General features: G+C 46.7%; 28 protein-coding genes. 11 read left to right on the forward strand and 17 right to left on the reverse strand.

Annotated elements, in window-relative coordinates; genetic code table 11:
* From EDC45_RS06400 to EDC45_RS06435, 8 genes are all read right to left on the reverse strand, one after another.
* Positions 1-786, reverse strand: a complete 786-nt coding sequence (locus EDC45_RS06400; protein WP_133544647.1) for an SAF domain-containing protein — start codon at positions 784-786, stop codon at positions 1-3.
* A gap of 58 nt (positions 787-844) precedes the next feature.
* Complete coding sequence (locus tag EDC45_RS06405) at positions 845-1279, reverse strand: A24 family peptidase (RefSeq protein ID WP_133544649.1); 435 nt, start codon at positions 1277-1279, stop codon at positions 845-847.
* A gap of 122 nt (positions 1280-1401) precedes the next feature.
* Positions 1402-1626, reverse strand: a complete 225-nt coding sequence (locus tag EDC45_RS06410; RefSeq protein ID WP_133544651.1) for a Flp family type IVb pilin — start codon at positions 1624-1626, stop codon at positions 1402-1404.
* Positions 1627-1709: 83 nt separating this feature from the next.
* Positions 1710-1940, reverse strand: a complete 231-nt coding sequence (locus EDC45_RS06415) for a Flp family type IVb pilin (RefSeq protein ID WP_243728772.1) — start codon at positions 1938-1940, stop codon at positions 1710-1712.
* Between the two features lie 461 nt (positions 1941-2401).
* On the reverse strand, positions 2402-3406 hold the full coding sequence (gene trpS / locus EDC45_RS06420) for a tryptophan--tRNA ligase (RefSeq protein WP_133544653.1): 1005 nt from the start codon (positions 3404-3406) through the stop codon (positions 2402-2404).
* Positions 3407-3492: 86 nt separating this feature from the next.
* Positions 3493-4167: a phosphoglycolate phosphatase gene (locus EDC45_RS06425; protein WP_133544655.1), complete on the reverse strand. Its 675-nt coding sequence runs from the start codon at positions 4165-4167 to the stop codon at positions 3493-3495.
* Between the two features lie 33 nt (positions 4168-4200).
* On the reverse strand, positions 4201-4875 hold the full coding sequence (gene rpe, locus EDC45_RS06430; protein WP_133544657.1) for a ribulose-phosphate 3-epimerase: 675 nt from the start codon (positions 4873-4875) through the stop codon (positions 4201-4203).
* A gap of 368 nt (positions 4876-5243) precedes the next feature.
* Positions 5244-5738, reverse strand: a complete 495-nt coding sequence (locus EDC45_RS06435) for a hypothetical protein (RefSeq protein ID WP_133544659.1) — start codon at positions 5736-5738, stop codon at positions 5244-5246.
* Between the two features lie 431 nt (positions 5739-6169).
* On the opposite strand from EDC45_RS06435, the gene EDC45_RS06440 reads away from it, so the two are divergent.
* A complete protein-coding gene (locus tag EDC45_RS06440; RefSeq protein ID WP_133544661.1) occupies positions 6170-6793 on the forward strand; it encodes a LysE/ArgO family amino acid transporter in 624 nt (207 codons plus the stop codon).
* A 60-nt stretch (positions 6794-6853) separates the two neighbouring features.
* Here EDC45_RS06440 and EDC45_RS06445 read toward each other — a convergent pair whose 3' ends face one another.
* The 6 genes from EDC45_RS06445 to EDC45_RS06470 form a co-directional block, all read right to left on the reverse strand.
* Positions 6854-7663 (reverse strand): shikimate 5-dehydrogenase, encoded by an 810-nt coding sequence (locus EDC45_RS06445; protein WP_133544663.1) that lies wholly within the window; start codon positions 7661-7663, stop codon positions 6854-6856.
* A 9-nt stretch (positions 7664-7672) separates the two neighbouring features.
* A complete protein-coding gene (gene cysE, locus EDC45_RS06450) occupies positions 7673-8470 on the reverse strand; it encodes a serine O-acetyltransferase (RefSeq protein WP_133544665.1) in 798 nt (265 codons plus the stop codon).
* Positions 8471-8474: 4 nt separating this feature from the next.
* Complete coding sequence (gpsA, locus tag EDC45_RS06455; protein ID WP_133544667.1) at positions 8475-9485, reverse strand: NAD(P)H-dependent glycerol-3-phosphate dehydrogenase; 1011 nt, start codon at positions 9483-9485, stop codon at positions 8475-8477.
* A gap of 214 nt (positions 9486-9699) precedes the next feature.
* Positions 9700-10209 (reverse strand): protein-export chaperone SecB, encoded by a 510-nt coding sequence (gene secB / locus EDC45_RS06460; protein ID WP_133544669.1) that lies wholly within the window; start codon positions 10207-10209, stop codon positions 9700-9702.
* An 11-nt stretch (positions 10210-10220) separates the two neighbouring features.
* A complete protein-coding gene (locus tag EDC45_RS06465; protein ID WP_133544672.1) occupies positions 10221-10658 on the reverse strand; it encodes a rhodanese-like domain-containing protein in 438 nt (145 codons plus the stop codon).
* A 172-nt stretch (positions 10659-10830) separates the two neighbouring features.
* Complete coding sequence (locus tag EDC45_RS06470) at positions 10831-11514, reverse strand: 2,3-diphosphoglycerate-dependent phosphoglycerate mutase (RefSeq protein WP_133544674.1); 684 nt, start codon at positions 11512-11514, stop codon at positions 10831-10833.
* Positions 11515-11694: 180 nt separating this feature from the next.
* On the opposite strand from EDC45_RS06470, the gene envC reads away from it, so the two are divergent.
* The 10 genes from envC (at position 11695) to srlR (ending at position 19988) form a co-directional block, all read left to right on the forward strand.
* The gene (gene envC, locus EDC45_RS06475) at positions 11695-12903 is read left to right on the forward strand and encodes a murein hydrolase activator EnvC (protein ID WP_133544828.1); all 1209 of its coding nucleotides are present in this window, start codon (positions 11695-11697) and stop codon (positions 12901-12903) included.
* Between the two features lie 4 nt (positions 12904-12907).
* On the forward strand, positions 12908-13771 hold the full coding sequence (locus EDC45_RS06480; protein ID WP_133544676.1) for a divergent polysaccharide deacetylase family protein: 864 nt from the start codon (positions 12908-12910) through the stop codon (positions 13769-13771).
* Positions 13772-14265: 494 nt separating this feature from the next.
* Complete coding sequence (gene udp, locus EDC45_RS06485; protein ID WP_133544678.1) at positions 14266-15024, forward strand: uridine phosphorylase; 759 nt, start codon at positions 14266-14268, stop codon at positions 15022-15024.
* 125 nt (positions 15025-15149) lie between these two features.
* Positions 15150-15656: a DUF2301 domain-containing membrane protein gene (locus EDC45_RS06490; protein WP_133544680.1), complete on the forward strand. Its 507-nt coding sequence runs from the start codon at positions 15150-15152 to the stop codon at positions 15654-15656.
* 166 nt (positions 15657-15822) lie between these two features.
* Entirely contained in the window at positions 15823-16371 is a 549-nt protein-coding gene (gene srlA / locus EDC45_RS06495; RefSeq protein WP_133544682.1) for a PTS glucitol/sorbitol transporter subunit IIC, read from the forward strand.
* Between the two features lie 15 nt (positions 16372-16386).
* Positions 16387-17391 (forward strand): PTS glucitol/sorbitol transporter subunit IIB, encoded by a 1005-nt coding sequence (gene srlE / locus EDC45_RS06500; protein ID WP_133544684.1) that lies wholly within the window; start codon positions 16387-16389, stop codon positions 17389-17391.
* A 57-nt stretch (positions 17392-17448) separates the two neighbouring features.
* Positions 17449-17814: a PTS glucitol/sorbitol transporter subunit IIA gene (gene srlB, locus EDC45_RS06505; RefSeq protein WP_133544686.1), complete on the forward strand. Its 366-nt coding sequence runs from the start codon at positions 17449-17451 to the stop codon at positions 17812-17814.
* Between the two features lie 56 nt (positions 17815-17870).
* On the forward strand, positions 17871-18653 hold the full coding sequence (srlD, locus tag EDC45_RS06510) for a sorbitol-6-phosphate dehydrogenase (RefSeq protein WP_133544688.1): 783 nt from the start codon (positions 17871-17873) through the stop codon (positions 18651-18653).
* A 176-nt stretch (positions 18654-18829) separates the two neighbouring features.
* Entirely contained in the window at positions 18830-19192 is a 363-nt protein-coding gene (gene gutM / locus EDC45_RS06515) for a transcriptional regulator GutM (protein ID WP_133544690.1), read from the forward strand.
* A gap of 25 nt (positions 19193-19217) precedes the next feature.
* Positions 19218-19988 (forward strand): glucitol operon DNA-binding transcriptional repressor SrlR, encoded by a 771-nt coding sequence (srlR, locus tag EDC45_RS06520; RefSeq protein ID WP_133544692.1) that lies wholly within the window; start codon positions 19218-19220, stop codon positions 19986-19988.
* Positions 19989-20131: 143 nt separating this feature from the next.
* Here srlR and pckA read toward each other — a convergent pair whose 3' ends face one another.
* From pckA to asd, 3 genes are all read right to left on the reverse strand, one after another.
* Complete coding sequence (pckA, locus tag EDC45_RS06525; RefSeq protein ID WP_133544694.1) at positions 20132-21748, reverse strand: phosphoenolpyruvate carboxykinase (ATP); 1617 nt, start codon at positions 21746-21748, stop codon at positions 20132-20134.
* Between the two features lie 271 nt (positions 21749-22019).
* Positions 22020-22970: an alpha/beta fold hydrolase gene (locus EDC45_RS06530; RefSeq protein ID WP_133544830.1), complete on the reverse strand. Its 951-nt coding sequence runs from the start codon at positions 22968-22970 to the stop codon at positions 22020-22022.
* 61 nt (positions 22971-23031) lie between these two features.
* Complete coding sequence (gene asd, locus EDC45_RS06535) at positions 23032-24144, reverse strand: aspartate-semialdehyde dehydrogenase (RefSeq protein WP_133544696.1); 1113 nt, start codon at positions 24142-24144, stop codon at positions 23032-23034.
* Positions 24145-24196 lie beyond the last annotated feature (52 nt).

The following is a 24196-nucleotide window of genomic DNA, read 5'->3' on the forward strand; positions in this document are numbered from 1 at the left end:
CTATTGCCCTCTTAATTTTCGAATAAACATACCGCGATGATTGACCGAATCCTGTTGTTCGCTCGGCAATACAATTAATTTTGCATCCTTAACCACGGAGTAAAGTTTCTGTACCTGTGCGGCATCCGCTTTCACCGTAATATAACCGACGGTTTCTCCGTCGCCGGCAGCCTTAGCTTCCTCATCGGAAAAAGCTTTACTATATAAAACCGAAACCTTATCAATCACCTTGATTAATTCGTTTCTGTCGGCACTGTCCACTCCCTTGGCGGTTTGCTGGGAAAATACCGCCACATTGTCGGCAACACGTACCGTATCCAATAAATAAGCGTCCGCAGAGGCAATATAGATACGGTAAGCCACTTCGGTTTTCGGATCTAAGGTAGATAGCAGAAAACGAGGATCTTGCGGAGAAATCAGGGTATTTTTAGATAACAAAGATCCCTGTGCCATATTTTCATTAAGCAGAAAACCCTGCACCGACTGATTGCCGGCGGCATCCAGCATTTGTTTTAAATCATTTTCCACCAACGGATTATCCTCATCCACGCTTAGTTCGGACAGGGCGTAATCTTCCGCCTGCAATAGGCTGCCTTTGCTCAGATCACGGGTAAGCACGGCGGTGGTAATTAATTTCTGTGGCTTTGTTTCCTGCACCGGGGCTTCGGCACTTTGGTTCGTATTCGCCGTATCGGTATTTTCCGAGGAAGACGGCAGGAAAAATAATCCGCCCAGTCCGACGCCGAGAATAAGAAACGAAATTAGAAAGAGAACTCGGTAGTTCATTTTCAATCCTTATTTAAGTTAATAAAATCTTAATATGACGGGAATATTATTCCGGTCATTAAGCGAACAACAGGGCATTTGTCAGAAAACCAAGACTAATGGCGACCCCGTAAGGCAGACCTTTTTCACGAATGGATTTACGGTAGAAAAGCCAGCCCATAACAATAAGTAATAAACCGGAAAATGCGGTAAAAAAGAAAAAGGGCAATATCTGTTCATGCGGAAGCGACAGCATCAGCACCGCGATCAATTTAACGTCGCCGGCACCGATAACGCCCAAGTTAAACAGAATAAAACCGATAACTAACGCCACCAGCGCGGGCAATACAAAAATCTGCTGATATTGCAGCCAGGCCAACGGAATTAATAAAGCGGATAATAAAACGACGATTTTATTACTGATAATTCTGTATTTAATATCGGACCAGGAAAGGCGCATCAACAAAAAAACAATAGCGATATAAAGAAATGTTACTAATAATGTTTTTACCATTGATACCCTACTACCATATAACCCTTCAACAAATAAAGAACCGAAGTCCGATTAATTACGCCAATCCGATTTAAGTAAAAAACAGCTAAATACAATTGTATTTAGCTGTTAGTGTTAAATTATTAGCTTACAACAGCGCTAGCGATAGTTTTACCTAAATCACTGAATTTTTTAGATAATTGAGAAATAAAACCACCGTCTTTGTAGAATACCGCAATAATAAATACGGCGATAACAATAGCGATCAGACCGTATTCAATAGCGGTTACACCCTGTTGGTTTTCTTTAAATTTACGTAAACCTTCGGTGGCAGCAATATAAGCTTTAGTCGTTAATGTAGATAACATCTTAATTTCCTTATTAAGTAATAGATTGGATTTTATATTCGGGTATAGCTCCGAATATGGATAAAAAGCTACTATTTGTCGGATTACCGGAGCGCGGTAACGCTATCGCCCAATTGATTTAATTTAGAGGATAGCGTAACAATAAAATTATCGTCGCCATAAAGGACGGCAACAATAAAAACCGCAACAGCAAGAGCGATCAAGCCGTACTCAATGGCGGCTACGCCGTGCTGATTGTTTTTAAAGTCGCTTAAAGTTTCGGACATTGCAGCATGCACATCAAAATGAGCATTGCTGATTGATGCTGATAACATTACCAATTTCCCTATTCAGTTTTGTCAATTGAAAAGTGTAGTATCTAACATATTAAAGTCCAAATCCCTGGCCTTTCAGTAAACTGTCAAATAATAACAAATTAGCTTAATCGGAGATCAGTAAGCTAACTTGCCGGGCTATAGTAATGAAAAAATAAAAAAAGTAAATAAATTTTAAAAATTTACCGCACCTGGTCGGAGGAGTGAATACAAAGCGGACTTATAAAGGATAAAACTAATACAAAAATAGCAATGCAATCATAAAAATTTAATTAAATCTTAACAATAATAAGAGTATTTACAGGTTTTATACCTCAGGGAAGTTTCAAATTTCCCATATAAAAATACGATGGCAAACTATCAATAATTTTCTTTTTTAATCATTACAAAAAATTATATGCTCATTTATATAAATAAAAACGGAGCCTATATGCTCCGTTTCCAATATTAACAATTAATAATTAGGCACCGACAAATCCGATTGCCTGATAGACCTTATCCAAGGTGGCTCGCGCACGGACACGGGCTTTTTCCGCCCCTTCGCGGGCAATTTGCAGTAACAGTTCTTCATTACTGCGGTAATGATGAAAACGTTGCTGTAACTCGGTTAGCATTGCACATACTTCATCGGCGACCGCTGTTTTCAAATGGCCGTACATTTGGCCGGCGAACTGCGCTTCCAACTCGGCCACGGACTTGCCGCTGACGGCGGAAAGAATATCAAGCAAATTGGATACGCCCGGCTTATTCTGTACATCGTAGCGAATTTGCGGCGGTTCATCGCCGTCGGTCATAGCCCGTTTTATTTTTTTCGCTACCGCTTTCGGATCTTCCATTAAGCCGATAACATTATTACGATTCTCGTCGGATTTCGACATTTTCTTTTCCGGCTCCAGCAACGACATCACGCGGGCACCGGATTTCGGAATAAAGGCCTGAGGGATAACAAACTGATCTTCGCCATACAACGCATTAAAACGCTGGGCGATATCGCGGGTAATTTCCAGATGCTGACGCTGATCTTCCCCCACAGGCACCTGATCTGCCTGATACAGCAAAATATCCGCCGCCATCAGTACCGGATAGGTAAACAAACCGACATTTATATTTTCCGCATAGCGTGCCGATTTATCTTTAAACTGAGTCATACGGCTCATTTCGCCGAAATAGGTGTAGCAGTTAAGCACCCAGCCCAGCTGGGTATGCTCCGGTACATGAGACTGAATAAAGATGGTACTTTTCGCCGGATCTATGCCGCAGGCCAGATATAAGGCCAATACGTCGAGGGTGGCTTTACGCAGCTTTTCCGGATCTTGACGCACGGTAATGGCGTGTAAATCCACGATACAGAACAGACAATCATAGTCATCCTGCATTTTTACCCATTGGCGCAAGGCACCGAGATAGTTACCGATTGTCAGCTCGCCGGAAGGCTGTACCCCGCTGAGTACGACAGGTTTTTTCATAATATTTTCCTTTTAACGCATTATCTTTTATAAGGCTGGCAGGTGCGGAAAAACATTGTAATTTTTAACCGCACTTTTAAGTGCCTTTAAACAATTTTCAGAATATCGGCGAAATCGTCGAATACCCAGTCCGGTGCGGATTCGGCAATGGGAATATTGTAGTTATAGCCGTACGTCAGCCCCACGGCGGCACAACCTGCGCTATGGGCGGCGATAATATCATTTCTGGAATCACCCACAAATAGAAGCTGACGCGGCGTTAAACCGAATTTACCGCATAAATAGTAAAGCGGGGCAGGATGAGGTTTAATCGCCGGTAAAGACTGGCCGCCAAGAGTTTCGCTGAATAAGCCGTCGATACCGAAAGCTTGTAGCACCGGCAGTACATGGCGGGTAGGTTTATTGGTTACCACCGCCAAAATAAAGCCCTGTGCTTTCAGTTGCTGCAGCGTTTCTTTTACATTGGGATACAGGCGGCTGATATTACACAGGTTTTCGCCGTAATAGCGGTTGAAATTCTCTTTTAAACGGGCGACGTCTTCAGGTTCCAGACTTTTACCCGATTGAGCTTTGGCCCAGTCCAAGGCGCGGCTGATCAGAATATCGGCACCGTTACCGATCCAAGTCAATACCAGTTGTTCCGAAGCGGCGGGCAAACCGAAATCCGCGAGTGCGGAATTGACCGAAAGCGCCAAATCCGGCAGGCTGTTAACCAGAGTACCGTCTAAATCAAATCCGATTAATTTAAATTGCGAACGCATTATTTCTCCTGAATGCTTTAATAATTATTTTTCCTAACGATTTACCGTTGCAAGCTGGGCGCGCATTTGGCTAATCACCTGCGCATAATCCGGCTGATCAAAAATCGCAGAACCGGCAACAAACATATCCGCTCCGGCGGCGGCAATCTGCGCAATATTATTGGTTTTTACCCCACCGTCCACTTCAAGGCGAATATCCAGACCGCTTTCGTCAATACGGCGACGCGCCTGTTTCAGTTTTTCTAAGGTGGAAGGAATAAAAGACTGACCGCCGAAGCCCGGGTTAACCGACATCAGCAGAATAATATCTACTTTATCCATAACATAATCCAGATAACTGAGCGGTGTCGCCGGATTAAATACCAAGCCGGATTTACAGCCCTGATCACGGATTAACTGTAGCGTGCGGTCGATATGCTCGCTCGCTTCCGGGTGAAAGGTAATATAACTGGCGCCGGCAGCGGCAAAATCGGGAATAATACGATCCACCGGCTTCACCATAAGATGCACATCAATAGGCGCCTGAATACCGTATTCGCGCAACGCCTTACATAGCGCCGGTCCGAAAGTCAGATTAGGCACGTAGTGATTGTCCATTACGTCAAAATGAATTACGTCCGCCCCGCACTTGAGCACATCCGCCACATCTTCGCCCAGCCGGGCCAGATCCGCAGAAAGAATTGAAGGCGCAATTAAATAAGGTTGCATAGCTTACTCCCGACCGGTTGTCAAAAACTCGCCCTAGTGTACTACGTTATCGCCGAAGCGTTAAGGCATTATCAGCAATCCGCATAAAAAAACACCCCGCGCCAAAAAGCGCAGGGTGGGTTAAAAACCAACCGCAAAACCGCCCGCAAAGAGCGGTTTGATGGTGGCGAAATTAGATAAGGTTAACCGTAATGCCGTCTTCAACGAGCAATTGAGCGGCTAAAGCCGATTTAGCGGTTACCTTATCTCGGTTCCTTAGTCTTAGTAATATCATTTAACTTAGCGATCATATCAATCGGCTTTTTAAGAACAAACAGCAATAATATCTTTATCCGTTTGAAGGGCGTTCTTAAACCGACCGCTGAAAATTAATTAGCTTTGTCTGCGCCACATTGGAAAAAAGACGCCGGTAAACGACGTAATAGCTGTTTATTTTCCGTATTTAATTTTCCGCTGTTTTCCCATACGGACTGATCCACGGCAGAAAGCGATAAGCCTTTCGTTGTTCTTTCTACTGCAATATAAGTGGTTTGGTTTTGATTAATGGTGAATGTTCCGGTATTTTCTATACGTCGAATCTGATTGCCCGTATAAGGTAAAACAAGACTGGCTTTCAAGGTATAGTCGCCCCGGCATAAATTCTGATTTACTTGATGAGACGAAGGCAATGCGGCAAGAAATTTATTATTTAATGCGATGCTGATGATTTCGTCTCCCGAATTATTAGGGGTAAAAACGATAAGCTGACCGACATCTTTTCCCTGCGGTTCGATATGAGTTCCCATACCGGTTTTTACACAAGCAGAAAGAGAAACAATTGCCGTCAAAGTTAATGATGTGTTAACTAGTTGTTTAAAGTTCATAGATCACCCTTGTAAATTAAAATTTTCCCTGCCATACAATTATTTGAACATCTTTACCCAAAAGGCCGTAAAACAGGCACACTTAGGCAGGATCCGCTCATTATATGAGTTTGTGTTATGTTGTAAACGCTTGATAAAATTTGTAGAAAATACCGGAAAAAAAACAGATCAAGTATTATTCCATGTTAAAACAATAGGTTAAATAACAAGCAAGGAGAAATTTCATTACATTTATATAACAAAATGAAAAATAGTTTTTACCATTAAGAAATAATAATCATAAAACAACCATATAAAACCAAATAACAATAGATAATTTAATAAGAAATAATTATTTAAAATCAATCTATAACAAATCAACGATATTTTAAGAACAATCTATGCTTAAGCCACAAAATTTAAGCTAAGGGTTTAAAACAAGGAAATCAATAATGGATGCTTTTATACAGGGCTTTTTAGTTTGCGGCGGGTTGATTATCGCTATCGGCGCACAAAATGCCTTTGTGCTGAAACAAGGCCTACTGCGACAACATATTTTAGCGGTGATTCTAACCTGCTTTGCTTGTGATTTTATTCTGATTTCACTCGGTGTATTCGGATTGGGGACATTTATCGCCGCCCATACCACCAGTACTGTGGTTCTGGCAATTATCGGCGCACTGTTTTTATTGGTATACGGAGGGCGGTCATTTCGTGCCGCTTACCGAGGCAACAGTGCATTGCATTGGGAAGAAACAAAGGAACGACGCTCCTCCCTGGGACAGACGATTCTTGCCACCCTCGGCGTAACCCTGCTCAATCCGCATGTTTATCTGGATTGCTTTGCGATTATCGGCGGTATTGCCGGTACCCTGAACGCCGAACAAAAAGGATTTTTTCTGTTCGGCGCTCTCTGTACGTCCGCTCTGTGGTTTTTTAGCCTGGGTTACGGTGCCGGATTTCTACTTCCGCTATTTAAGCGACCGCATACCTGGCGTATTCTGGATACGTTGATTGGGATAATTATGTGCTCTATCGCTTTCGGTCTGATTCGATACGCATTTGCTCTGGGATAAAAAAGTGCGGTCAAAAAGACCGCACTTTTTATAGCCCGCATCAGTCCCTATATACGGGCGCTAACCCCGTGCATAGGCCGCAGCTTCCGCCACCAGGGCATCGTCCGGGCGAACATGAGTATAAAGTTCGAACTGTTCTAAAGCTTGCAATACGGCGACTTCCGCACCTGAAATCACCTGTTTGTTTAATTCCCTCGCCCGTTTAATCAACGGGGTTTCTACCGGTAGCGCCACTACGTCGAACAGGGTGTGCGCCTGTTCAACCATTTCCGCCGGGAAAGAAAGCTCATCTGCTTCTTTTGCACCCGCCATGCCGATAGGGGTTACATTCACCAGAATATCCGCCTGCAGGTTATCCAGTTTATCAATATAAGAATAAGCGTAAAGATCGGCCAGATAGCCGCCGCTGTGCGGATTGCGCGCATATATCTGCAAATTCTCGAAACCTGCATGTTTAAAGGCCGCCACAACCGCTTTTGCCATACCGCCGCTACCATGTACGATTACGGAAGCCTGCTTATGGGTAAGGTATTTGGCAATCAGCTTTTCAATGGCGATATAGTCCGTATTGTAGGCCTTCAGATGGCCTTGCTCATTTACAATGGTATTTACCGACTCAATGGCCCGGGCGGAAGGCGAAAGTTCGTCTAAAAACGGAATGCAACTTTCTTTAAAGGGCATGGATACGGCGCAACCGCGGATACCTAAAGCCCGCACGCCCTTTACCGCATGTTCGATATCCTGAGTGGTGAAAGCTTTATAAATAAAATTCAGCCCCAGTTTGCGATATAGATAATTATGAAATCTGGTACCGAAATTTCCCGGTCTGCCCGCCAATGACATACATAGTTGGGTATCTTTATTGATCATCTCTTACTCCTAGATATTTAATGCGGCGGCATCATCAATAAAATACTGGTTCATATCAAAGGCCGGTTTCGCATCTTTATCTTTACTGATAATTTTGGCCGGAACGCCAGCGGCGGTGGCATATTCCGGTACCGGCTGCAGTACCACGGAATTGGCACCGATTTTCGCATAACGTCCCACTTCAATATTGCCCAATATTTTAGCACCTGCGCCGATCATAACGCCTTCGCGGATTTTCGGATGGCGATCGCCGGATTCTTTGCCGGTACCGCCTAGGGTTACGCCCTGTAAAATAGAAACGTCATTTTCAATTACCGAAGTTTCGCCCACCACGATGCCGGTGGCATGGTCGAACATAATTCCCTGCCCGATACGCGCTGCCGGATGAATGTCCACATCAAAGGCCACGGAAATCTGATTTTGCAGATAAATCGCCAGGGCCTTGCGCCCCTGATTCCATAAATAGTGAGTGATTCGGTAGCTTTGAATCGCATGAAAGCCTTTTAGATACAGCAGCGGCGTACATAATAAATCCACCGCCGGATCCCGCTGACGCACAGCATTAATGTCGTAAGCCGCACTTTCGATAATACTCGGCTGAGCCTGATAGGTATCTTCGATAATTTCCCGCAGGGTAATCGCCGGCATAGTTGCCGTCGCCAGCTTATTCGCCAGAATATAGCTTAACGCACCACTGAGATTTTTATGTTTTAGAATCGTTGAATGGAAGAAGCTCGCCAGCATAGGTTCGCAATCAACCAGTTTCTTCGCCTCGCAGCGGATATTTTTCCACACTTCAGGTAACACTTTGCTATTCTCCCTTACGTTCGCGGCTCAACAGTGCGGTGGCCGCCTCTTTTGCCTGCTTGCCGCAAAATAGAACCTGATACATCTGTTCGGTGATCGGCATTTCCACCCCCTGACGCTGCGCCAGTAAATATGCCTCTTTAGTATTATAAAAACCTTCTACAATCTGACCGATGTCCGCCATGGCCTGCTGAGCCTCGATGCCCTGTCCCAGCATCATACCGAAACGTCGGTTACGGGACTGGTTGTCGGTACAGGTCAATACCAGATCGCCCAATCCCGACATCCCCATAAAGGTTTTAGGATCCGCATTGAGAGAAACACCCAAACGGCTGATTTCCGCAATGCCGCGCGTAATCAATGCGGTGCGAGCATTAGCACCAAAGCCCATTCCGTCGGAAATACCGGCACTGATAGCAATTACATTTTTAAGCGCGCCGCCCAACTGTACGCCGATCATATCCCGATTGATATAAACCCGGAAATGCTTGCTGCAATGGATGCGCGCCTGTAATTCTCGGGCAAACCGCTCATTATCCGATGCCAGAGCAATAGCCGTAGGCATTCCCTGCGCCAGTTCTTTGGCAAAAGTAGGGCCGGATAAAATGGCTAAGGGGTAGCGCTCACCCAGAATTTCCTTTACCACCTCTTGCAATAAACGCCCGCTGTTACGCTCTAATCCTTTGGTCGCCCACACAATACGATGATAAGGACGCAAATGGGGTTTGATCACCTCAATCACTTCACGGAAAACATGGCTCGGCACCACGATCAGAATATCCTGCGAACAGGCCAGTGCAGCAGCTAAATCCGCTTCAATCCTTAATGCTTCGGGAAATGGAATATCAGGTAAAAACCGTTGGTTACGACGCTCGGCGGCAAGCTGCCTACAATGTTGCGGCGAATGTCCCCAAAGGCAGGTGGGAAAGCCGTTGCGTGAAAAGGCAATGGCAAGAGCGGTACCGTATGAACCGGCGCCTAATACGCTAATGGAAGAAGATTGCGGCATTGTCATGAATTACCTCTTAAACGGAGCATAGGTAAAGCGGACAAGAAAATTTTATCCGGAACTGTACAAAACGGCGTTGCGTTCGAAGCTTTGAACAACGGACTGCGCCTTATCTCCCCGCATAGCAACGCCTGAATAAAGAAGGGTTATAAATATCGGGAATCAGGGCATAAAGATAGCACGGGCCTTATGCCCGTGCCAAGATCGGAATGCGCTTAAATTAATGTACGTCGCCTTTGTTTTCCTGATTTTCGGCATTTTCCTCCGCTTCTAAACGGCGCATATGCTCAACAAATAATGCGTCGAAGTTTACCGGAGCAAGGTTCAATGCCGGGAAGGTACCGCGGTTTACCAAACTGGAAACCAGTTCCCGCGCATAAGGGAACAACATATTCGGACATTGCGAAGTCAGACAGTGGGCCATCTGCATATCTTCCAGACCGCTGATGGTAAATACCCCGGCTTGTTTCACTTCACAGATAAAAGCTACATCGCCGCTGTCTTCCAATGTGGTTTCCACGCTGAGGTTAAGACAAACTTCATACAGATCTTCCCCCAGTTGTTTTGCTTCCGTCCCCAAATCGAATTTCAGGTTAGGTTTCCATTCCTGATGGAAAATTTCCGGCAGGTTAGGGGCTTCGAAAGAAATATCTTTCACATAGATACGTTGAATTTGCAATACCGGCTGTTGTTCCGTTGCTTCAGAATTAACTTGATTTTCCTCTGCCATTTGAATTTTCCTTATTTAACTAATGGTAAATTTGCCGCACGCCAGCCCGCAATTCCTTCCTGCAGGGCATATACGCGACTGAATCCTTGTTTTGCCAGTAATTCGGCGGAGGATTGTGCGCTTAACCCGTTGACACAAACCAGTATCACCGGCACGTTTTTATGTTGTTCCAATTTACCCACATTGTGATTTTTAATATCGCTCGGTACGAACTGCAGACTGTTGACAATATGTCCGCGCTTAAATTCGTCGATGGTGCGTAAATCAATAACAACGGCGTCTTCATTATTAATCAGACTGGTGGCCTGCGCATTACCGACCACTTTAATTTTACTGGTCGCCGCTTTAACCAGATGATATACCAGCATCAAAAACACCGCCACCCAGGCGATAACCAGTATGGTATGATTTTTGGCAAATTCGGTTGCCATAGGCATAAATTCTTGCATGTTATTCTCAATAAATGTCGTAATCAAAAACAGGGGTTAAGTATAACCGCACTTTACCGATCTTCCAATAGCCTGCAAGATGAATAAAAGCGGCGGAAAAGGGAAGAAATCCGCATAAACAAACGCCTTTTGCATTGCACAAAAGGCGTTTATCGGTTCGCTGCAAACGGAATTATAAATAACGTTTGCTGATCACTTTAAGATTTTCGTCCAGGGTATAAACCAATGGCTGACCGGTCGGAATTTCCAAATCCATAATACCTTCGTCGGAAATACCTTCGATATGTTTCGCTAAAGCACGCAGGGAGTTACCATGTGCAGCCACCAGAACACGTTTACCGGAAAGAATGGCAGGTGCGATCTGATCTTCCCAAAACGGCAACACACGTTCCAAGGTTACTTTCAGGTTTTCGCAATCCGGAACCACATCCGCCGGTAAATGTGCATAACGGCGATCGTTATGCGCAGAATTCGGATCTTTCGGATCCAACACCGGTGGTAAGGTATCATAAGAACGACGCCAAATGCGTACCTGTTCGTCCCCGTGCTGAGCCGCCGCTTCGGCTTTATTCAGTCCCTGTAAACCGCCGTAATGACGTTCGTTCAAACGCCAGGTTTTAATCTGCGGCACCCACAACTGATTAGACTCTTCCAACACCAGATTACAGGTTTTAATCGCACGGGTCAGTACGGACGTAAAGGCGATATCGAATTCGAAACCGGCTTCTTTTAATTTACGTCCCGCCGCTTTCGCTTCTTCCACGCCTTTTTCGCTTAAATTAACATCTCTCCAGCCGGTGAAAAGATTCAGGGCATTCCATTCACTTAAACCGTGGCGGATAAATACTAATTCCATAAACATCTCCTACTTTATCGATAATATTAAAAAACTCCGCACTTTATAGCAAAAAACGCTCGGGTTTAAAAGCGCAAAGCCAATGTTTTCTGATCTTTCGCAAAAATAATGCTATATTTAACAACCTTTAACGAACCTGACGCCAAGCAAAAAATTGATTTACCAAGGACTCGTTCAGCCATGCCCCTGACTTTGAAAAATATTGCCGGATTCGCTCTGTCGTTATCTATCGCCTTTAGCGCCCTTTCCGCATATGGCGCGGATCTTTCGCAGATTCAGCAGCAGATCAAACGGCAGGAGCAGAAAATCGTCGAGCAGCAGCGGGAAAAAAACAAGCTGCAATCGGCACTAAAGCAGCAGGAAAACAAAATTAATGATGTACTCGGCGAGCTGCGCCAGACCGAATCCGAATTAAAGGAAACCCGTAAACTTATCGCTGAAACCGAGCGCCAAATTAAGCAGCTGAAGCAACAGGAACAGCGGCAAAAAAAACTGTTGGCGCAGCAATTGGACAATATTTATCGTTCCGGCAACCCCTCTTCCGTAATTGAGCATTTACTATCGGATAACAGCACTCAGGCGGAACGAATGAAAGTCTATTACGCCCATATGAACCGCGCCCGTGCCGAGCTGATTCAGGATCTGAAAAATACCCGCGCCCAGCTGTCCGCCCAGAAGGAAACCATGAGTAGCCAGCAAAAGGCGCAGCAGGAACAGCTTTCTTCTCGTAAAAAACAACAGCAGGAATTACAAAAGGTACAAAACGAACGCAGCTATACCCTAAGCCGAATCAATAAAACCCTGGAACGGGATCAGTCTCGGTTGGACAGTCTGAAAGCCAATGAGAACGCCCTACGCCAGGAAATTCAACGGGCGGCGCAGGCGGCTGCGGCTCAGGAACGCCAAGAAAGGGAAGCTTACGCACGTAAAAAAGAGGCGGAAGAAAAGAAAAATAACAAACCTTACCAACCCACCGCCCAAGAACAACAACGCTTGCGTAGCGGTTCCGGCCTCAGCGGAAAATACGCCTATCCGACCGCGGGTAAAGTAATTAACCGTTTCGGTGCGGTACAGGCAGGGGAAGTCCGATGGAAAGGAATTCTTATCAGCGCCGCCGCCGGCACGCCGGTGAAAGCCATTAGCGACGGGCGCGTAATTCTTTCTAGCTGGCTACAGGGCTACGGACTGGTAGTGGTTATCGATCACGGCAAGGGAGATATGTCCCTATATGGTTACAACCGTGCGGTTAGAGTAAAGGCGGGGGATCAGGTACGTGCCGGCCAGACCATCGCCGAAGTAGGCAGCAGCGGCGGACAGGGACGCTCGGCGCTATACTTTGAAATCCGCCGTCAGGGAAATGCGGTTAATCCGCAAAATTGGTTGAGATAAAGGAATGAAAAACGGACTGCAACGCTTCCAAAGTGCGGTATTTTTTAACATACTTTTTATAATTTTATTTCTGCTGTCGCCTTCCTCGGCAACGGCGGCAAAGCTGTCTTATCTGTCCATTGTGATCGACGATATCGGTTATCACCCGAAAGAAGATGCCCAAATCCTGGCAATGCCGCAAGAAATTGCGGTAGCTATTATTCCCGCCGCTCCCTATGCTGCGCAACGTAACCGCCAGGCAAGCGAGCAGGGGCGCGATATACTGATTCATATGCCGATGCAGGCCCTAAATAAGCATAATATCGAAGCGGGCGGTTTATCCCTCGGAATGAGTGCTGCCGAAGTGGAAAAACGGGTGCAGAACGCAAAACAAATCGTCAGTGCCGCCATCGGCATGAACAATCATATGGGCAGTGCCGCCACCGCCGACGAATCCCTTATGAGCCATCTGATGCGCAGCCTGCACAAAAACCGTTTATTTTTCCTCGACAGCCGCACCATCGGCCGCTCGGTGGCGGGAAAAATCGCCAAACAACAGGGCGTCGGCGTACTACAGCGGCATATTTTCTTAGACGACAGCAATGCCTACGCCGATGTTCAGGCGCAGTTTCAACAAGCGATTCGCTATGCCAGAAAACACGGGAATGCGGTGGTTATAGGCCACCCGCGGCGCAATACCGTCGCGGTGCTGCAGGAAGGATTACGCAACCTACCGGCGGATATCCGGCTCATTAGCATCGGCAGCCTGTGGCGTAATGAAAAAGCGGCGCCGCCACAACCTTTCATCTTAATTTTCGGCGACCTGCCGGCCCCCACCTCGGTTCCGCCGTTTAAACCGGTAGCGCTACTGCGCGGTGTACCCGAGTAATTGTTGTAAAGATAACTGCGTCGCTTCTTGGCTACGCCTGATTTATCCGCCCTTGTTGCAAGGAGCTATTGAACAATCCAACGAATGTACAATCCGCATTTGAGTGCTAATCTTCAAATGGGAATTGGGCTACAGGAAACATTAGCTAAATTCATAACATTGTCTTTGACAACAAAAGAGCAAGCCGGAATAATACCGAAACTAAAGGTATTGTTTTACTAAGAGGTAGTGAATTTGAACTCACTAAGGCGCTGGTAAACAATGCCTTTATTCTTTTAAGCATAAGGATAATAATTTTTATCCTTATGATGCCTTAGTCTAAATCAAAAAATTAAAACTTAACGGAAAATAACCGGACAAGGAATATCCTTCAATATCCAACTGATAATTAATGGATTAGAATATAGAAACTGATTAACCGGTTCGGCTTAACTATCGAAAGATATTAGCCTATATTAAAGGAATTATTTAATCGCCATAAAAAGGAGAAAATCATGTCCGACGTATTTCACTTAGGTTTAACTCAGGCCATGTTAGAAGGGGCGAAGATTGCCATAGTGCCGGGCGATCCTGCCCGCAGCGAGCGTATCGCCGCCCATATGGATAAACCCAAATTCTTAGCCTCTAGCCGTGAATTTACTTCCTGGCTGGGCTATCTGAACGGCGTCCCCGTGGTGGTTTGTTCCACCGGTATCGGCGGCCCCTCCGTTTCCATCTGCGTAGAAGAACTGGCTCAGCTCGGCGTACGTACCTTTCTGCGTATCGGCACCACCGGGGCGATTCAGCCGCATATTCGGGTAGGCGATATTCTGGTTACTACCGGAGCGGTGCGTTTAGATGGCGCCAGCCGCCATTTTGCACCGCTTGAATATCCGGCGGTGGCGGATTTCGCCTGTACCAATGCCTTGTATAACGCCGCTTCGGCACTGGGGATTAAACCCTATGTAGGGATCAGCGCCTCTTCCGATACCTTTTATCCCGGTCAGGAACGCTACGATACCTTTAGCGCTAAAATTTATCCCGCCTATCGCGGCACCTTGCAGCAATGGCAGGATCTGCAGGTGATGAACTATGAAATGGAATCCGCCACGCTGTTTACCATGTGTGCCGCTTTAGGTCTGCGTGCGGGTATGGTTTCCGGGGTTATCGTCAACCGCACCCAGCAGGAAATTCCGGACGAAGCCACCATTAAAAGCACGGAGGAAAAAGCTATTTCCGTGGTTATCAAAGCGGTAACATTGCTGAATTCCTAAACATATCTTGCCACGGAGCGGTATAATGCCGCTCCGTATCCTTTCAAAAAAACCTTTGCAATTTCGACCGCACTTTTGGCAAGATAGAGCCTGATTTTCAATGGCATAAGTTAAAAGGAGTTTTTATGGCCGATCCGCATATTAAATCCCCTATGGATATCTGGGATTACATTACCGTTAGCCTTTATCGCTGCGGTTTTATCTTAGCCGCATTGGGTACCGCCTTTTTGCCTTACCGTCCCCTCCCGGCGCAAACCGGACTATTAATAGGTGCGCTGTTGTGCGCTTCCTGTTTACATATTTATCTGAAAAACTTTCGTTTTCCCTTGCAGTTTGCAACCTGGGGCGCATTAATCTGTCATTTGCTCGGTTTCTCCGAACTGGCGCTGGGCGGTGCATTGGTAACCCTGGGCGGGCTTTGCTACAAGGAATACTTTTGTTTCCGCCTGTTCGGACTAAATCTGCAACCCCTGTTGGTGGCCCTGTTATGGCTGAGCTTTATTCTGGATAAAGCCTTGCCGCTACAGATACTAAGCGCCTTATCCGCACTGTTATTTTTGCTGCTTGCGCTGATGAAATGGCGTATGCCGCTGCATTTTGATATCGGTGATAAGGGTAAATATCAGGTTTAAACAAATTTAAAATGAAATAAAAATATTTCAAAATAAAACATTTTTGCATTATTTGTGATTTCAATCACAGATTTTGCTTTCACTTTAAAATAATATAACCCCAATGATTCATCTTAGCAGTTGATCAGAAAAGCCGTTTCTTTCAATTCAGAAATTATGGGGTTGTATTATGGAATACATCACACACGCAGCCGAATGGTTTATCGGGCTGTTCCAGAAGGGCGGAGAAACCTTCGTCGGAATGGTTACCGGAATCTTACCGTTGCTTATTTCTCTTTTAGTCGTTATGAATGCGCTGATCAAATTTATCGGTCAGCATCGTATCGAACGTTTGGCTCAACGCAGTGCGGGCAACCCGATTTCCCGTTATCTGATTCTTCCGGTTATCGGTACCTTCGTATTCTGTAACCCTATGACGCTGAGCTTGGGCCGTTTCTTACCCGAACGCTACAAACCGAGCTATTATGCCGCCGCTTCATACAGCTGCCATTCCATGAACGGTTTATTCCCGCATATCAACCCGGGCGAACTTTTCGTTTATTTGGGTATCGCCAACGGTTTAACCACCCTCGGCTTACCGCTCGGTCCTTTAGCCGTGAGCTATTTACTGGTGGGTATGGTAACCAACTTCTTCCGCGGCTGGATCACGGACTTCACGACCGCATTCTTTGAAAAACGCATGGGCATCACCCTGGATCGCGAAGTTCGCTTATAAACGGAGAGTATTATCATGGCTAAATCAATTTATATCGAAAAAGGTAACGGCGGCTGGGGCGGCCCATTAACCCTGCCTGTGGTGGAAGGTAAAAAAGTGTTGTATATGACTGCAGGCACCCGTCCGGAAATCGTCGACAGACTGGTGGAGTTAACCGGCTGGGAAGCGGTGGACGGTTTTAAGAACGGCGAGCCGCCGCAGGAAGAAATCGGTGTCGCAATTATTGACTGCGGCGGTGTACTGCGCTGCGGTTTATATCCGAAACGCCGTATTCCGACCATTAATATTCATGCAACCGGTAAATCCGGCCCGTTGGCGGAATATATTTTGGAAGATATTTATGTATCTGCGGTAAAAAATGAAAACATTACTCTGATTGATGCCGATTCCGCACCTGTCGCTGCCGTTGCGAGCGCCGAAGCGCAAAGCGAAGCCGCACCGAAAAGCGCAGCTAAAGAATATGACAGTTCGAAAAAAATTACTGAACAGAGTGATGGTCTGTTGGCAAAAATCGGTATGGGCATGGGTTCCGTGGTGGCGGTTTTCTTCCAGGCCGGCCGCGATACCATCGACACCGTACTGAAAACCATTCTGCCGTTTATGGCATTCGTATCCGCCCTAATCGGGATTATTATCGCATCTGGTCTGGGCGACTGGATTGCTCACGGCTTAACCCCTTTGGCAAGCAGCCCTATCGGCTTGGTAACTCTGGCTTTAATCTGTTCCTTCCCGTTATTGTCTCCGTTCTTAGGCCCGGGGGCGGTAATCGCACAGGTTATCGGCGTTCTGGTCGGTGTTCAGATCGGTTTGGGTAATATTCCGCCGCAACTGGCATTACCGGCACTATTCGCTATTAATGCGCAAGCCGCCTGCGACTTTATTCCGGTCGGTCTTTCCATGGCGGAAGCCAAACAAGATACGGTTCGGGTCGGCGTACCTTCCGTATTGGTCAGCCGTTTCCTCACCGGTGCACCGACAGTATTGGTGGCATGGGCGGTATCCGCATTTATCTATCAATAAGATTTTTTCGGGGTGAGCAAAAGCTCACCACCGAAAATTACCAATAGGAAAGCAATAATGAGCATTATTTATCAGACTACATTTAGCAAAATCGGAGAATTCGCTCCCGACGCTCTTACGGAAAATATGCTGATCACCTTTAAGCAGGGAGCTCCGGCGGATTTGGAAGATTATTGTTTTATCCACAGCCATGGCGAATTAACGGCGGATATTCAAGCGGGAGATATCTTGGATATCGACGGAATCTGCTACCCGATTACCGCAGTAGGCGAAGTCGCCAGTTTTAACTTAAAAGAATTAGGTCATGTAACCTGGCGGTTCGATGCCGCCGCCGAAGCGGAATATCCCGGCACGATCCATGTTAAGGGCGATACCCCGAATAAGATTAAAGTGGGTTCGGTTTTAAGCATTAAACGTATTTAACCTTGCTTTCCGAGCCGAATCAGAATGTAACAATCAGTTAAATAAGGAATAAGATTATGAGTAATAAAGTAGCGGTCGTCGTCGGCGGCGGACAAACCTTGGGCGCCTTTCTTTGCGCCGGTCTGGCGCAACAGGGATACCTTGTTGCCGTCGCCGATTTAAACGGCGAGAATGCGGACAAAACCGCCGCTCAAATCAACCAAACAACGGGTAAGGAAGCGGCAAAAGGTTTCCGAGTCGATGCCACCGATGAAGAGAGCGTAATCCGGCTGGCACAGGCCGTTGACGCTGCTTTCGGTCGAGTGGATTTATTGGTGTACAGTGCCGGGGTGGCAAAAGCCGCGCCTATTACCAGCTTTCCGTTAAAGGATTTCGAATTCTCCGTCGCCGTGAATCTGACCGGTTATTTCCTCTGCGCACGCGAATTTGCCAAATTAATGGTACGCGACGGTATCAAAGGCCGGATTATCCAAATTAACTCCAAATCCGGTAAAGTGGGCAGTAAGCATAATTGCGGTTATAGTGCGGCAAAATTCGGCGGCGTCGGATTAACCCAATCCTTAGCACTGGATCTAGCGGATAACGGGATTACCGTCAACTCCTTAATGCTGGGCAATCTGTTAAAATCACCGATGTTCCAGTCTCTGATTCCGCAATATGCGAAAAAACTGGGTATTCCGGAAAACGAAGTGGAACAGGTGTATATCGATAAGGTTCCGCTGAAACGCGGTTGCGACTATCAGGACGTCTTAAACGTACTGCTGTTCTATGCCAGCGAACAGGCTTCTTATTGTACCGGCCAGTCCATTAATATTACCGGCGGCCAGGTAATGTTCTAAGCCGGAATGAGCGGCCCGTCTTTATGGCGGGCCTTTAGCTATCGTTTTTTTATCCTATGCGGAGCGAATCCCTTACAGCTTTATCCGATTCCCGCACTAAAAATTGGCATTTAATAAAAAAACGTTATAATCATGCAGGCTGCGGCCTGATTCTTTACCTGAAAATGAGATAATCTATGCAAAATACAACCAATACGCTTATCCTACTGGCCGCCGTCGCCTGGGGACTGCAGATTTTATTTGGCTGGCTGCAGGTCAATCGCTTCAATAAAGCCTTTGACCTCCTTTGCAAACAGGGAAAAGTCGGGATAGGCCGTACTAAAGGGCGCTTTAAGGCAAAGGTCGTTATCGCCGTCGCATTCGATGAAAATCAGTATGTGGTCGATTCTCTCATTATGAAAGGCTATACGGTTTTTTCCCGCCCGCAGAAAATAACAATATTGCAAGGATTGCATTATAGCGAGATTACGCCGGAAAAAATTTTCCCCACAGACAAAAACGCAAGGGAAGCTCTGGCGGAGGCATTGCAATTAAAATAAATCCGATTGAGGGAGTCAGGATTTTATGAAACCTAAAGAAAGACAGATTGCGATTCTGGATTACTTATCTATTCACGGTAAAACGCCGGTGGAACGTTTGGCCGATTATTTTAATACCACAGGCACCACAATTCGTAAGGATTTAACCGCCCTTGAAGAAGAGAATAAAGTCCTGCGCACTTACGGCAGCGTAATTCTGGCCGCCGCAGCAAATGAAGAAGGCGACTTGCCAATCACCAATAAAACCAATATTAATCTTGAAGTTAAAAAACGTATTGCCGCCGCCGCGGTGGAACTGCTGAAAGACGGCGATTCCATTATTGTCGATTCCGGCAGTACGGTATTGCAAATGGTACCTTTTCTGGCGCGCCTGAAAAACCTGACCATTATGACCAACAGCCTGCATATTATCAATGCGTTGGTCAGTTTGGACTGTGAACACGAACTGCTGATGTGCGGAGGAACCTATCGCACCAAATCCGGCTCCTTTCACGGTATTCTGGCGGAGTCCACCTTCGATAAGTTTTCTTTTGATAAGCTTTTTATCGGTACCGACGGTTTCGATCTCGATCTGGGTCTGACCACCTTTAACGAAGTGCACGGGGTCAGCAAAGCGATGTGCCATGCGGCCAGGGAAATCGTGGTACTGGCGGACTCTTCCAAATTTACCCGCCGCAGCCCGAACGTGGTCTGCCCGCTAAACAAAGTGAATACGATTATTACCGATAAGGGTATCGACCCCGAAATGCGACGGATTCTGAGCGAAGAAAAACATATCCGGGTAATTATCGCCTAAGGAATAAAAACGGCTAAAGAGGGTCCCGCAGGTTTCTCCCTTTTATAGATTGATGCCAAGCGTAACGCCCTTTAGTTCGAATGAAAAAAAGCCCCGTCGGTATAAACCGGCGGGGCATATTTTTATATGCCTGCTAGCCCATATTATGATTTAGGGCCTGCGGCAACCAAGGCTTGACCTTCCGCCGTAGCGGTATATTTTTCAAAGTTTTTAACAAAACGTTCGGCAAGATCCTTAGCTTTTTCGTCCCACTGCGCCGCATCCGCATAGGTATCGCGCGGATCCAGAATAGCAGCGTCCACCCCCGGTAAAGCCTTAGGAATGGAGAAATCGAAAATCGGTAATTTATGCATTTCCGCTTTTTCGATGGAACCGTCCAGAATCGCATCGATAATACCGCGCGTATCTTTAATGGAAATACGTTTACCGCTGCCGTTCCAACCCGTATTCACCAAATAAGCTTCCGCACCGGCGGCCTGCATACGTTTCACCAGCACTTCCGCATACTGCGTCGGGTGCAGCGATAAGAAAGCGGCGCCGAAACAAGCGGAGAAAGTCGGCGTCGGTTCGGTAATACCGCGTTCGGTACCCGCCAATTTGGCTGTAAAACCGGATAGGAAATAGTATTTTGTCTGTTCCGGCGTTAATTTAGACACCGGCGGCAACACGCCGAAAGCATCGGCGGAAAGGAAAATGACCTTGGTGGCATGACCGGCTTTAGAAACCGGTTTAACGATATTCTGAATATGATAAATCGGGTAAGAAACGCGGGTATTTTCGGTTTTTGAGCCGTCCGCATAATCCACATCGCCGTTCGCCAATACAACCACGTTTTCCAATAAGGCGTCGCGTTTGATTGCGCCGTAAATATCGGGTTCGTTTTCCGGTGAAAGATTAATGGTTTTGGCGTAGCAGCCGCCCTCGTAGTTAAATACGCCGTCATCGTCCCAACCGTGCTCGTCATCACCGATTAGCTGGCGTTTCGGATCCGTGGACAGGGTGGTTTTACCGGTACCGGACAGGCCGAAGAATACCGCAACATCGCCGTCTTCGCCCACATTGGCGGAACAATGCATGGAAGCGATGCCCTTCAGCGGCAGGAAGTAGTTCATCATCGAGAACATACCTTTCTTCATTTCACCGCCGTACCAGGTACCGCCGATAAGCTGAATACCCTCGGTAATATTAAAGGCGACGAAGTTTTCGGAATTCAGCCCCTGTTCTTTCCAGTTCGGGTTGGTACATTTAGAACCGTTCATCACCACGAAATCCGGTTTGAAATTCACCAACTCCTGTTCGCTCGGACGGATAAACATATTTTTAACAAAATGTGCCTGCCAAGCCACTTCGGTAATAATACGCACCGCCAGACGGGTATCCGGATTCGCCCCGCAGAATGCGTCCACCACGAACAGACGTTTGCCGGACAGCTCGTCGGTTACGATGGATTTCAGGCTCTGCCAGGTTTCCTGGTTCATCGGTTTATTATCGTTTTTAACTTTTTCACTGGTCCACCAAACCGTATTTTCGGTTTGTTTGTCCAGTACGATATATTTATCTTTCGGCGAACGTCCGGTAAAAATACCGGTATCTACGGCGACCGCACCCTGATTGGTTACCCGCCCTTTCTCAAAACCTTCCAAACCGGATTTGGTTTCTTCTTCATAGAGTAATTCGTAGCTCGGGTTATAGACAACTTCTTTTACGTCATAAATACCAAGTTCGCCAAGCTGCTGAATCAATTTGTTTACATCTGTCATACATCACCTCATCAAAGTTAATATTTAAAATCGAAAGTCTAGGCATTGTATGTGAATTCAGGTTGCAAATATGTTATACGGATCAAATTATTGAAAATAGAAGGGAGTTTTTTGCCATTTTGTGATGTAGTTCAAAGTTTGCAAATAAACAAAGTGGTCAGCCTTGTTTGCTTTAAATCCTCCCGAGCGCAAAGCTGATACCAAGAAAAAGGGAAAAGGAAGAAGAAAAAGAGGAAAAAGGGAAAAGCGGAAGGCATAACGAAAAGATCCGCTATTCCCCCTCAAAATAAGCGAAAATTCTGCTCAGCTCCCGACTGCGCAGCGATTCCCCTTCGAACATTATTTCATGTTTGGCGCCCGCAACCAGCCGATGTTGTCCCTGCGGGAAAAGAGCGCTCAGTTCGGCTAAGTGTTTATTGGATACTATTTCGTCCCGCTCCGCCTGCAATATCATTACCGGTATTTCAATACGGGGAATAAGTTGCGGCAAGCGGCGGATCGCCTGCAAACATAAATGCACCCAACGGAAGGTCGGGCCGCCCAGACGTAGCTCCGGATATTTGCGGTTAATCCGGTTCATCCAGCGGATACGTTCAATATCGGAACTTAGCGGGTTGTGATAAATATCGGCCGCTTTATAGGGGCCTTTTCCGATAACATAGTCTTTCCCCCGACCGAGCAACAGCATCAGGGCGATAATCGCCTGATCCCGTAGCGGACGCGTTAAGGGAACCCCGTAAAAAGGTGCGGATAACAGCGCACGGCTGATGCTGTGATCATAATCGGCCAGATAATGGGTGCTGATTAGAGCGCCGAGGGAATGGGCAAGCAGGTACTGACGTGCATAGGCATAATCGCCGTTGATATGGCGTAGTAGAGAATCCATATCCCGAGCATAATAGCGGAATTCATCGATATAGCCTTTTTCCCCGTTCTTCAACAGGCGTTGGGAATAACCCTGCCCGCGGTGATCAAAGAGTAAGACATCACAACCGCGCCGATAAAACTCATAAGCGGGTTCCGCCCATTTCAGCATATTTTCGGCGCGCCCGTTTACCAAAACGACCAGTTTTCCTTCCCGCCCCGGCAAGCGTTCATGCCGATAATGGCGGTAAGCGATGCGACAACCTTTCGCCCCCGCCATATAACAAATAGGGGCGCTGTAAGCAAAGGGTAAGAGCCGCTCTAAGGCGAAGCGGGAGAAATCGGATTGCGGCGACATCATCATGATACGGAAAAAAAGTGCGGTTTTTCCACCGCACTTTTAAGCTGAAAACCCGACATTAAGCCACCAGCTGTTTCAGGATACGGCGCACAGGTTCCGCCGCCCCCCAGAGTAACTGGTCGCCCACGGTAAAGGCAGCCAGATATTGCGGCCCCATCGCCAGTTTGCGTAAGCGTCCCACTGGTACGCTCAGGGTGCCGGTAACCTTAGCCGGGGTCAATTCGCGTAAGGTGCTTTCTTTATCGTTCGGAATCACCTTAACCCATTGATTATGGCCGGCCAGAATCTGCTCGATTTCCGCCAACGGAATATCTTTCTTCAATTTAATGGTAAAGGCCTGGCTGTGGCAGCGCAGGGCGCCGATACGCACGCACAGTCCGTCCACCGGAATCGGATTATCGCTTAAACCGAGAATTTTATTGGTTTCCGCATAACCCTTCCATTCTTCTTTGGTCTGTCCGCTATCCAATAATTTATCAATCCAAGGGATCAGGCTACCGCCCAACGGCGCACCGAAATTATCCACAGGGAAGCTGTCGGCACGCATGGTTGCGGTAACTTTACGTTCGATATCCAGAATTGAAGCGGCGGGATCCGCCAGTTCCGCTTTTACGCTGTCTTCCAGCCGCCCCATCTGCACCAGCAGCTCACGCATATTCTTAGCACCGGCACCGCTGGCGGCCTGATAGGTTGCGACGGAAATCCACTCCACCAGATCATGTTCGAATAAACCGCCCAGCGCCATTAACATTAGGCTGACGGTGCAGTTACCGCCCACAAAGGTTTTCACTCCGTTTTTCAACCCTTCGCTGATCACCTTCTGATTAACGGGATCCAATACGATAATGGCGTCTTTTTCCATCCGCAATGCCGATGCGGCATCCACCCAGTAACCGTCCCAACCGGCGGCTTTCAGTTTCGGGTACACTTCATTGGTATAATCACCGCCCTGACAGGTTAGAATAATATCCATTTTTTTCAGTTCTTCGATATCAAAGGCGTTTTTTAACAAGCCTGCATCCTTACCGCCGAATACAGGTGCTTTCCGCCCGGCCTGAGAGGTAGTAAAAAAGAGCGGATTAATATTGGCAAAATCCCCTTCCTGCTGCATACGATCCATTAATACGGAGCCGACCATTCCGCGCCAACCGATAAAACCGACATTTTTCATAATGAGTACCTCTTGTTATTAATATTGTGTTTGCATAATCTCTGTTGATAAT

The organism is Mesocricetibacter intestinalis (assembly GCF_004363295.1).
Taxonomy (GTDB): domain Bacteria; phylum Pseudomonadota; class Gammaproteobacteria; order Enterobacterales; family Pasteurellaceae; genus Mesocricetibacter; species Mesocricetibacter intestinalis.

What these genes read in the sequence shown, in the direction of transcription:
- EDC45_RS06400 (WP_133544647.1), bottom strand. Translation starts at nt 786, where the DNA reads ATGAACTACCGAGTTCTCTTTCTAATTTCGTTTCTTATTCTCGGCGTC.
- EDC45_RS06405 (WP_133544649.1), bottom strand. Translation starts at nt 1,279, where the DNA reads ATGGTAAAAACATTATTAGTAACATTTCTTTATATCGCTATTGTTTTT.
- EDC45_RS06410 (WP_133544651.1), bottom strand. Translation starts at nt 1,626, where the DNA reads ATGTTATCTACATTAACGACTAAAGCTTATATTGCTGCCACCGAAGGT.
- EDC45_RS06415 (WP_243728772.1), bottom strand. Translation starts at nt 1,940, where the DNA reads ATGTTATCAGCATCAATCAGCAATGCTCATTTTGATGTGCATGCTGCA.
- trpS (WP_133544653.1), bottom strand. Translation starts at nt 3,406, where the DNA reads ATGAAAAAACCTGTCGTACTCAGCGGGGTACAGCCTTCCGGCGAGCTG.
- EDC45_RS06425 (WP_133544655.1), bottom strand. Translation starts at nt 4,167, where the DNA reads ATGCGTTCGCAATTTAAATTAATCGGATTTGATTTAGACGGTACTCTG.
- rpe (WP_133544657.1), bottom strand. Translation starts at nt 4,875, where the DNA reads ATGCAACCTTATTTAATTGCGCCTTCAATTCTTTCTGCGGATCTGGCC.
- EDC45_RS06435 (WP_133544659.1), bottom strand. Translation starts at nt 5,738, where the DNA reads ATGAACTTTAAACAACTAGTTAACACATCATTAACTTTGACGGCAATT.
- EDC45_RS06440 (WP_133544661.1), top strand. Translation starts at nt 6,170, where the DNA reads ATGGATGCTTTTATACAGGGCTTTTTAGTTTGCGGCGGGTTGATTATC.
- EDC45_RS06445 (WP_133544663.1), bottom strand. Translation starts at nt 7,663, where the DNA reads ATGATCAATAAAGATACCCAACTATGTATGTCATTGGCGGGCAGACCG.
- gpsA (WP_133544667.1), bottom strand. Translation starts at nt 9,485, where the DNA reads ATGACAATGCCGCAATCTTCTTCCATTAGCGTATTAGGCGCCGGTTCA.
- secB (WP_133544669.1), bottom strand. Translation starts at nt 10,209, where the DNA reads ATGGCAGAGGAAAATCAAGTTAATTCTGAAGCAACGGAACAACAGCCG.
- EDC45_RS06465 (WP_133544672.1), bottom strand. Translation starts at nt 10,658, where the DNA reads ATGCAAGAATTTATGCCTATGGCAACCGAATTTGCCAAAAATCATACC.
- EDC45_RS06470 (WP_133544674.1), bottom strand. Translation starts at nt 11,514, where the DNA reads ATGGAATTAGTATTTATCCGCCACGGTTTAAGTGAATGGAATGCCCTG.
- envC (WP_133544828.1), top strand. Translation starts at nt 11,695, where the DNA reads ATGCCCCTGACTTTGAAAAATATTGCCGGATTCGCTCTGTCGTTATCT.
- EDC45_RS06480 (WP_133544676.1), top strand. Translation starts at nt 12,908, where the DNA reads ATGAAAAACGGACTGCAACGCTTCCAAAGTGCGGTATTTTTTAACATA.
- udp (WP_133544678.1), top strand. Translation starts at nt 14,266, where the DNA reads ATGTCCGACGTATTTCACTTAGGTTTAACTCAGGCCATGTTAGAAGGG.
- EDC45_RS06490 (WP_133544680.1), top strand. Translation starts at nt 15,150, where the DNA reads ATGGCCGATCCGCATATTAAATCCCCTATGGATATCTGGGATTACATT.
- srlE (WP_133544684.1), top strand. Translation starts at nt 16,387, where the DNA reads ATGGCTAAATCAATTTATATCGAAAAAGGTAACGGCGGCTGGGGCGGC.
- srlB (WP_133544686.1), top strand. Translation starts at nt 17,449, where the DNA reads ATGAGCATTATTTATCAGACTACATTTAGCAAAATCGGAGAATTCGCT.
- srlD (WP_133544688.1), top strand. Translation starts at nt 17,871, where the DNA reads ATGAGTAATAAAGTAGCGGTCGTCGTCGGCGGCGGACAAACCTTGGGC.
- gutM (WP_133544690.1), top strand. Translation starts at nt 18,830, where the DNA reads ATGCAAAATACAACCAATACGCTTATCCTACTGGCCGCCGTCGCCTGG.
- srlR (WP_133544692.1), top strand. Translation starts at nt 19,218, where the DNA reads ATGAAACCTAAAGAAAGACAGATTGCGATTCTGGATTACTTATCTATT.
- pckA (WP_133544694.1), bottom strand. Translation starts at nt 21,748, where the DNA reads ATGACAGATGTAAACAAATTGATTCAGCAGCTTGGCGAACTTGGTATT.
- EDC45_RS06530 (WP_133544830.1), bottom strand. Translation starts at nt 22,970, where the DNA reads ATGTCGCCGCAATCCGATTTCTCCCGCTTCGCCTTAGAGCGGCTCTTA.
- asd (WP_133544696.1), bottom strand. Translation starts at nt 24,144, where the DNA reads ATGAAAAATGTCGGTTTTATCGGTTGGCGCGGAATGGTCGGCTCCGTA.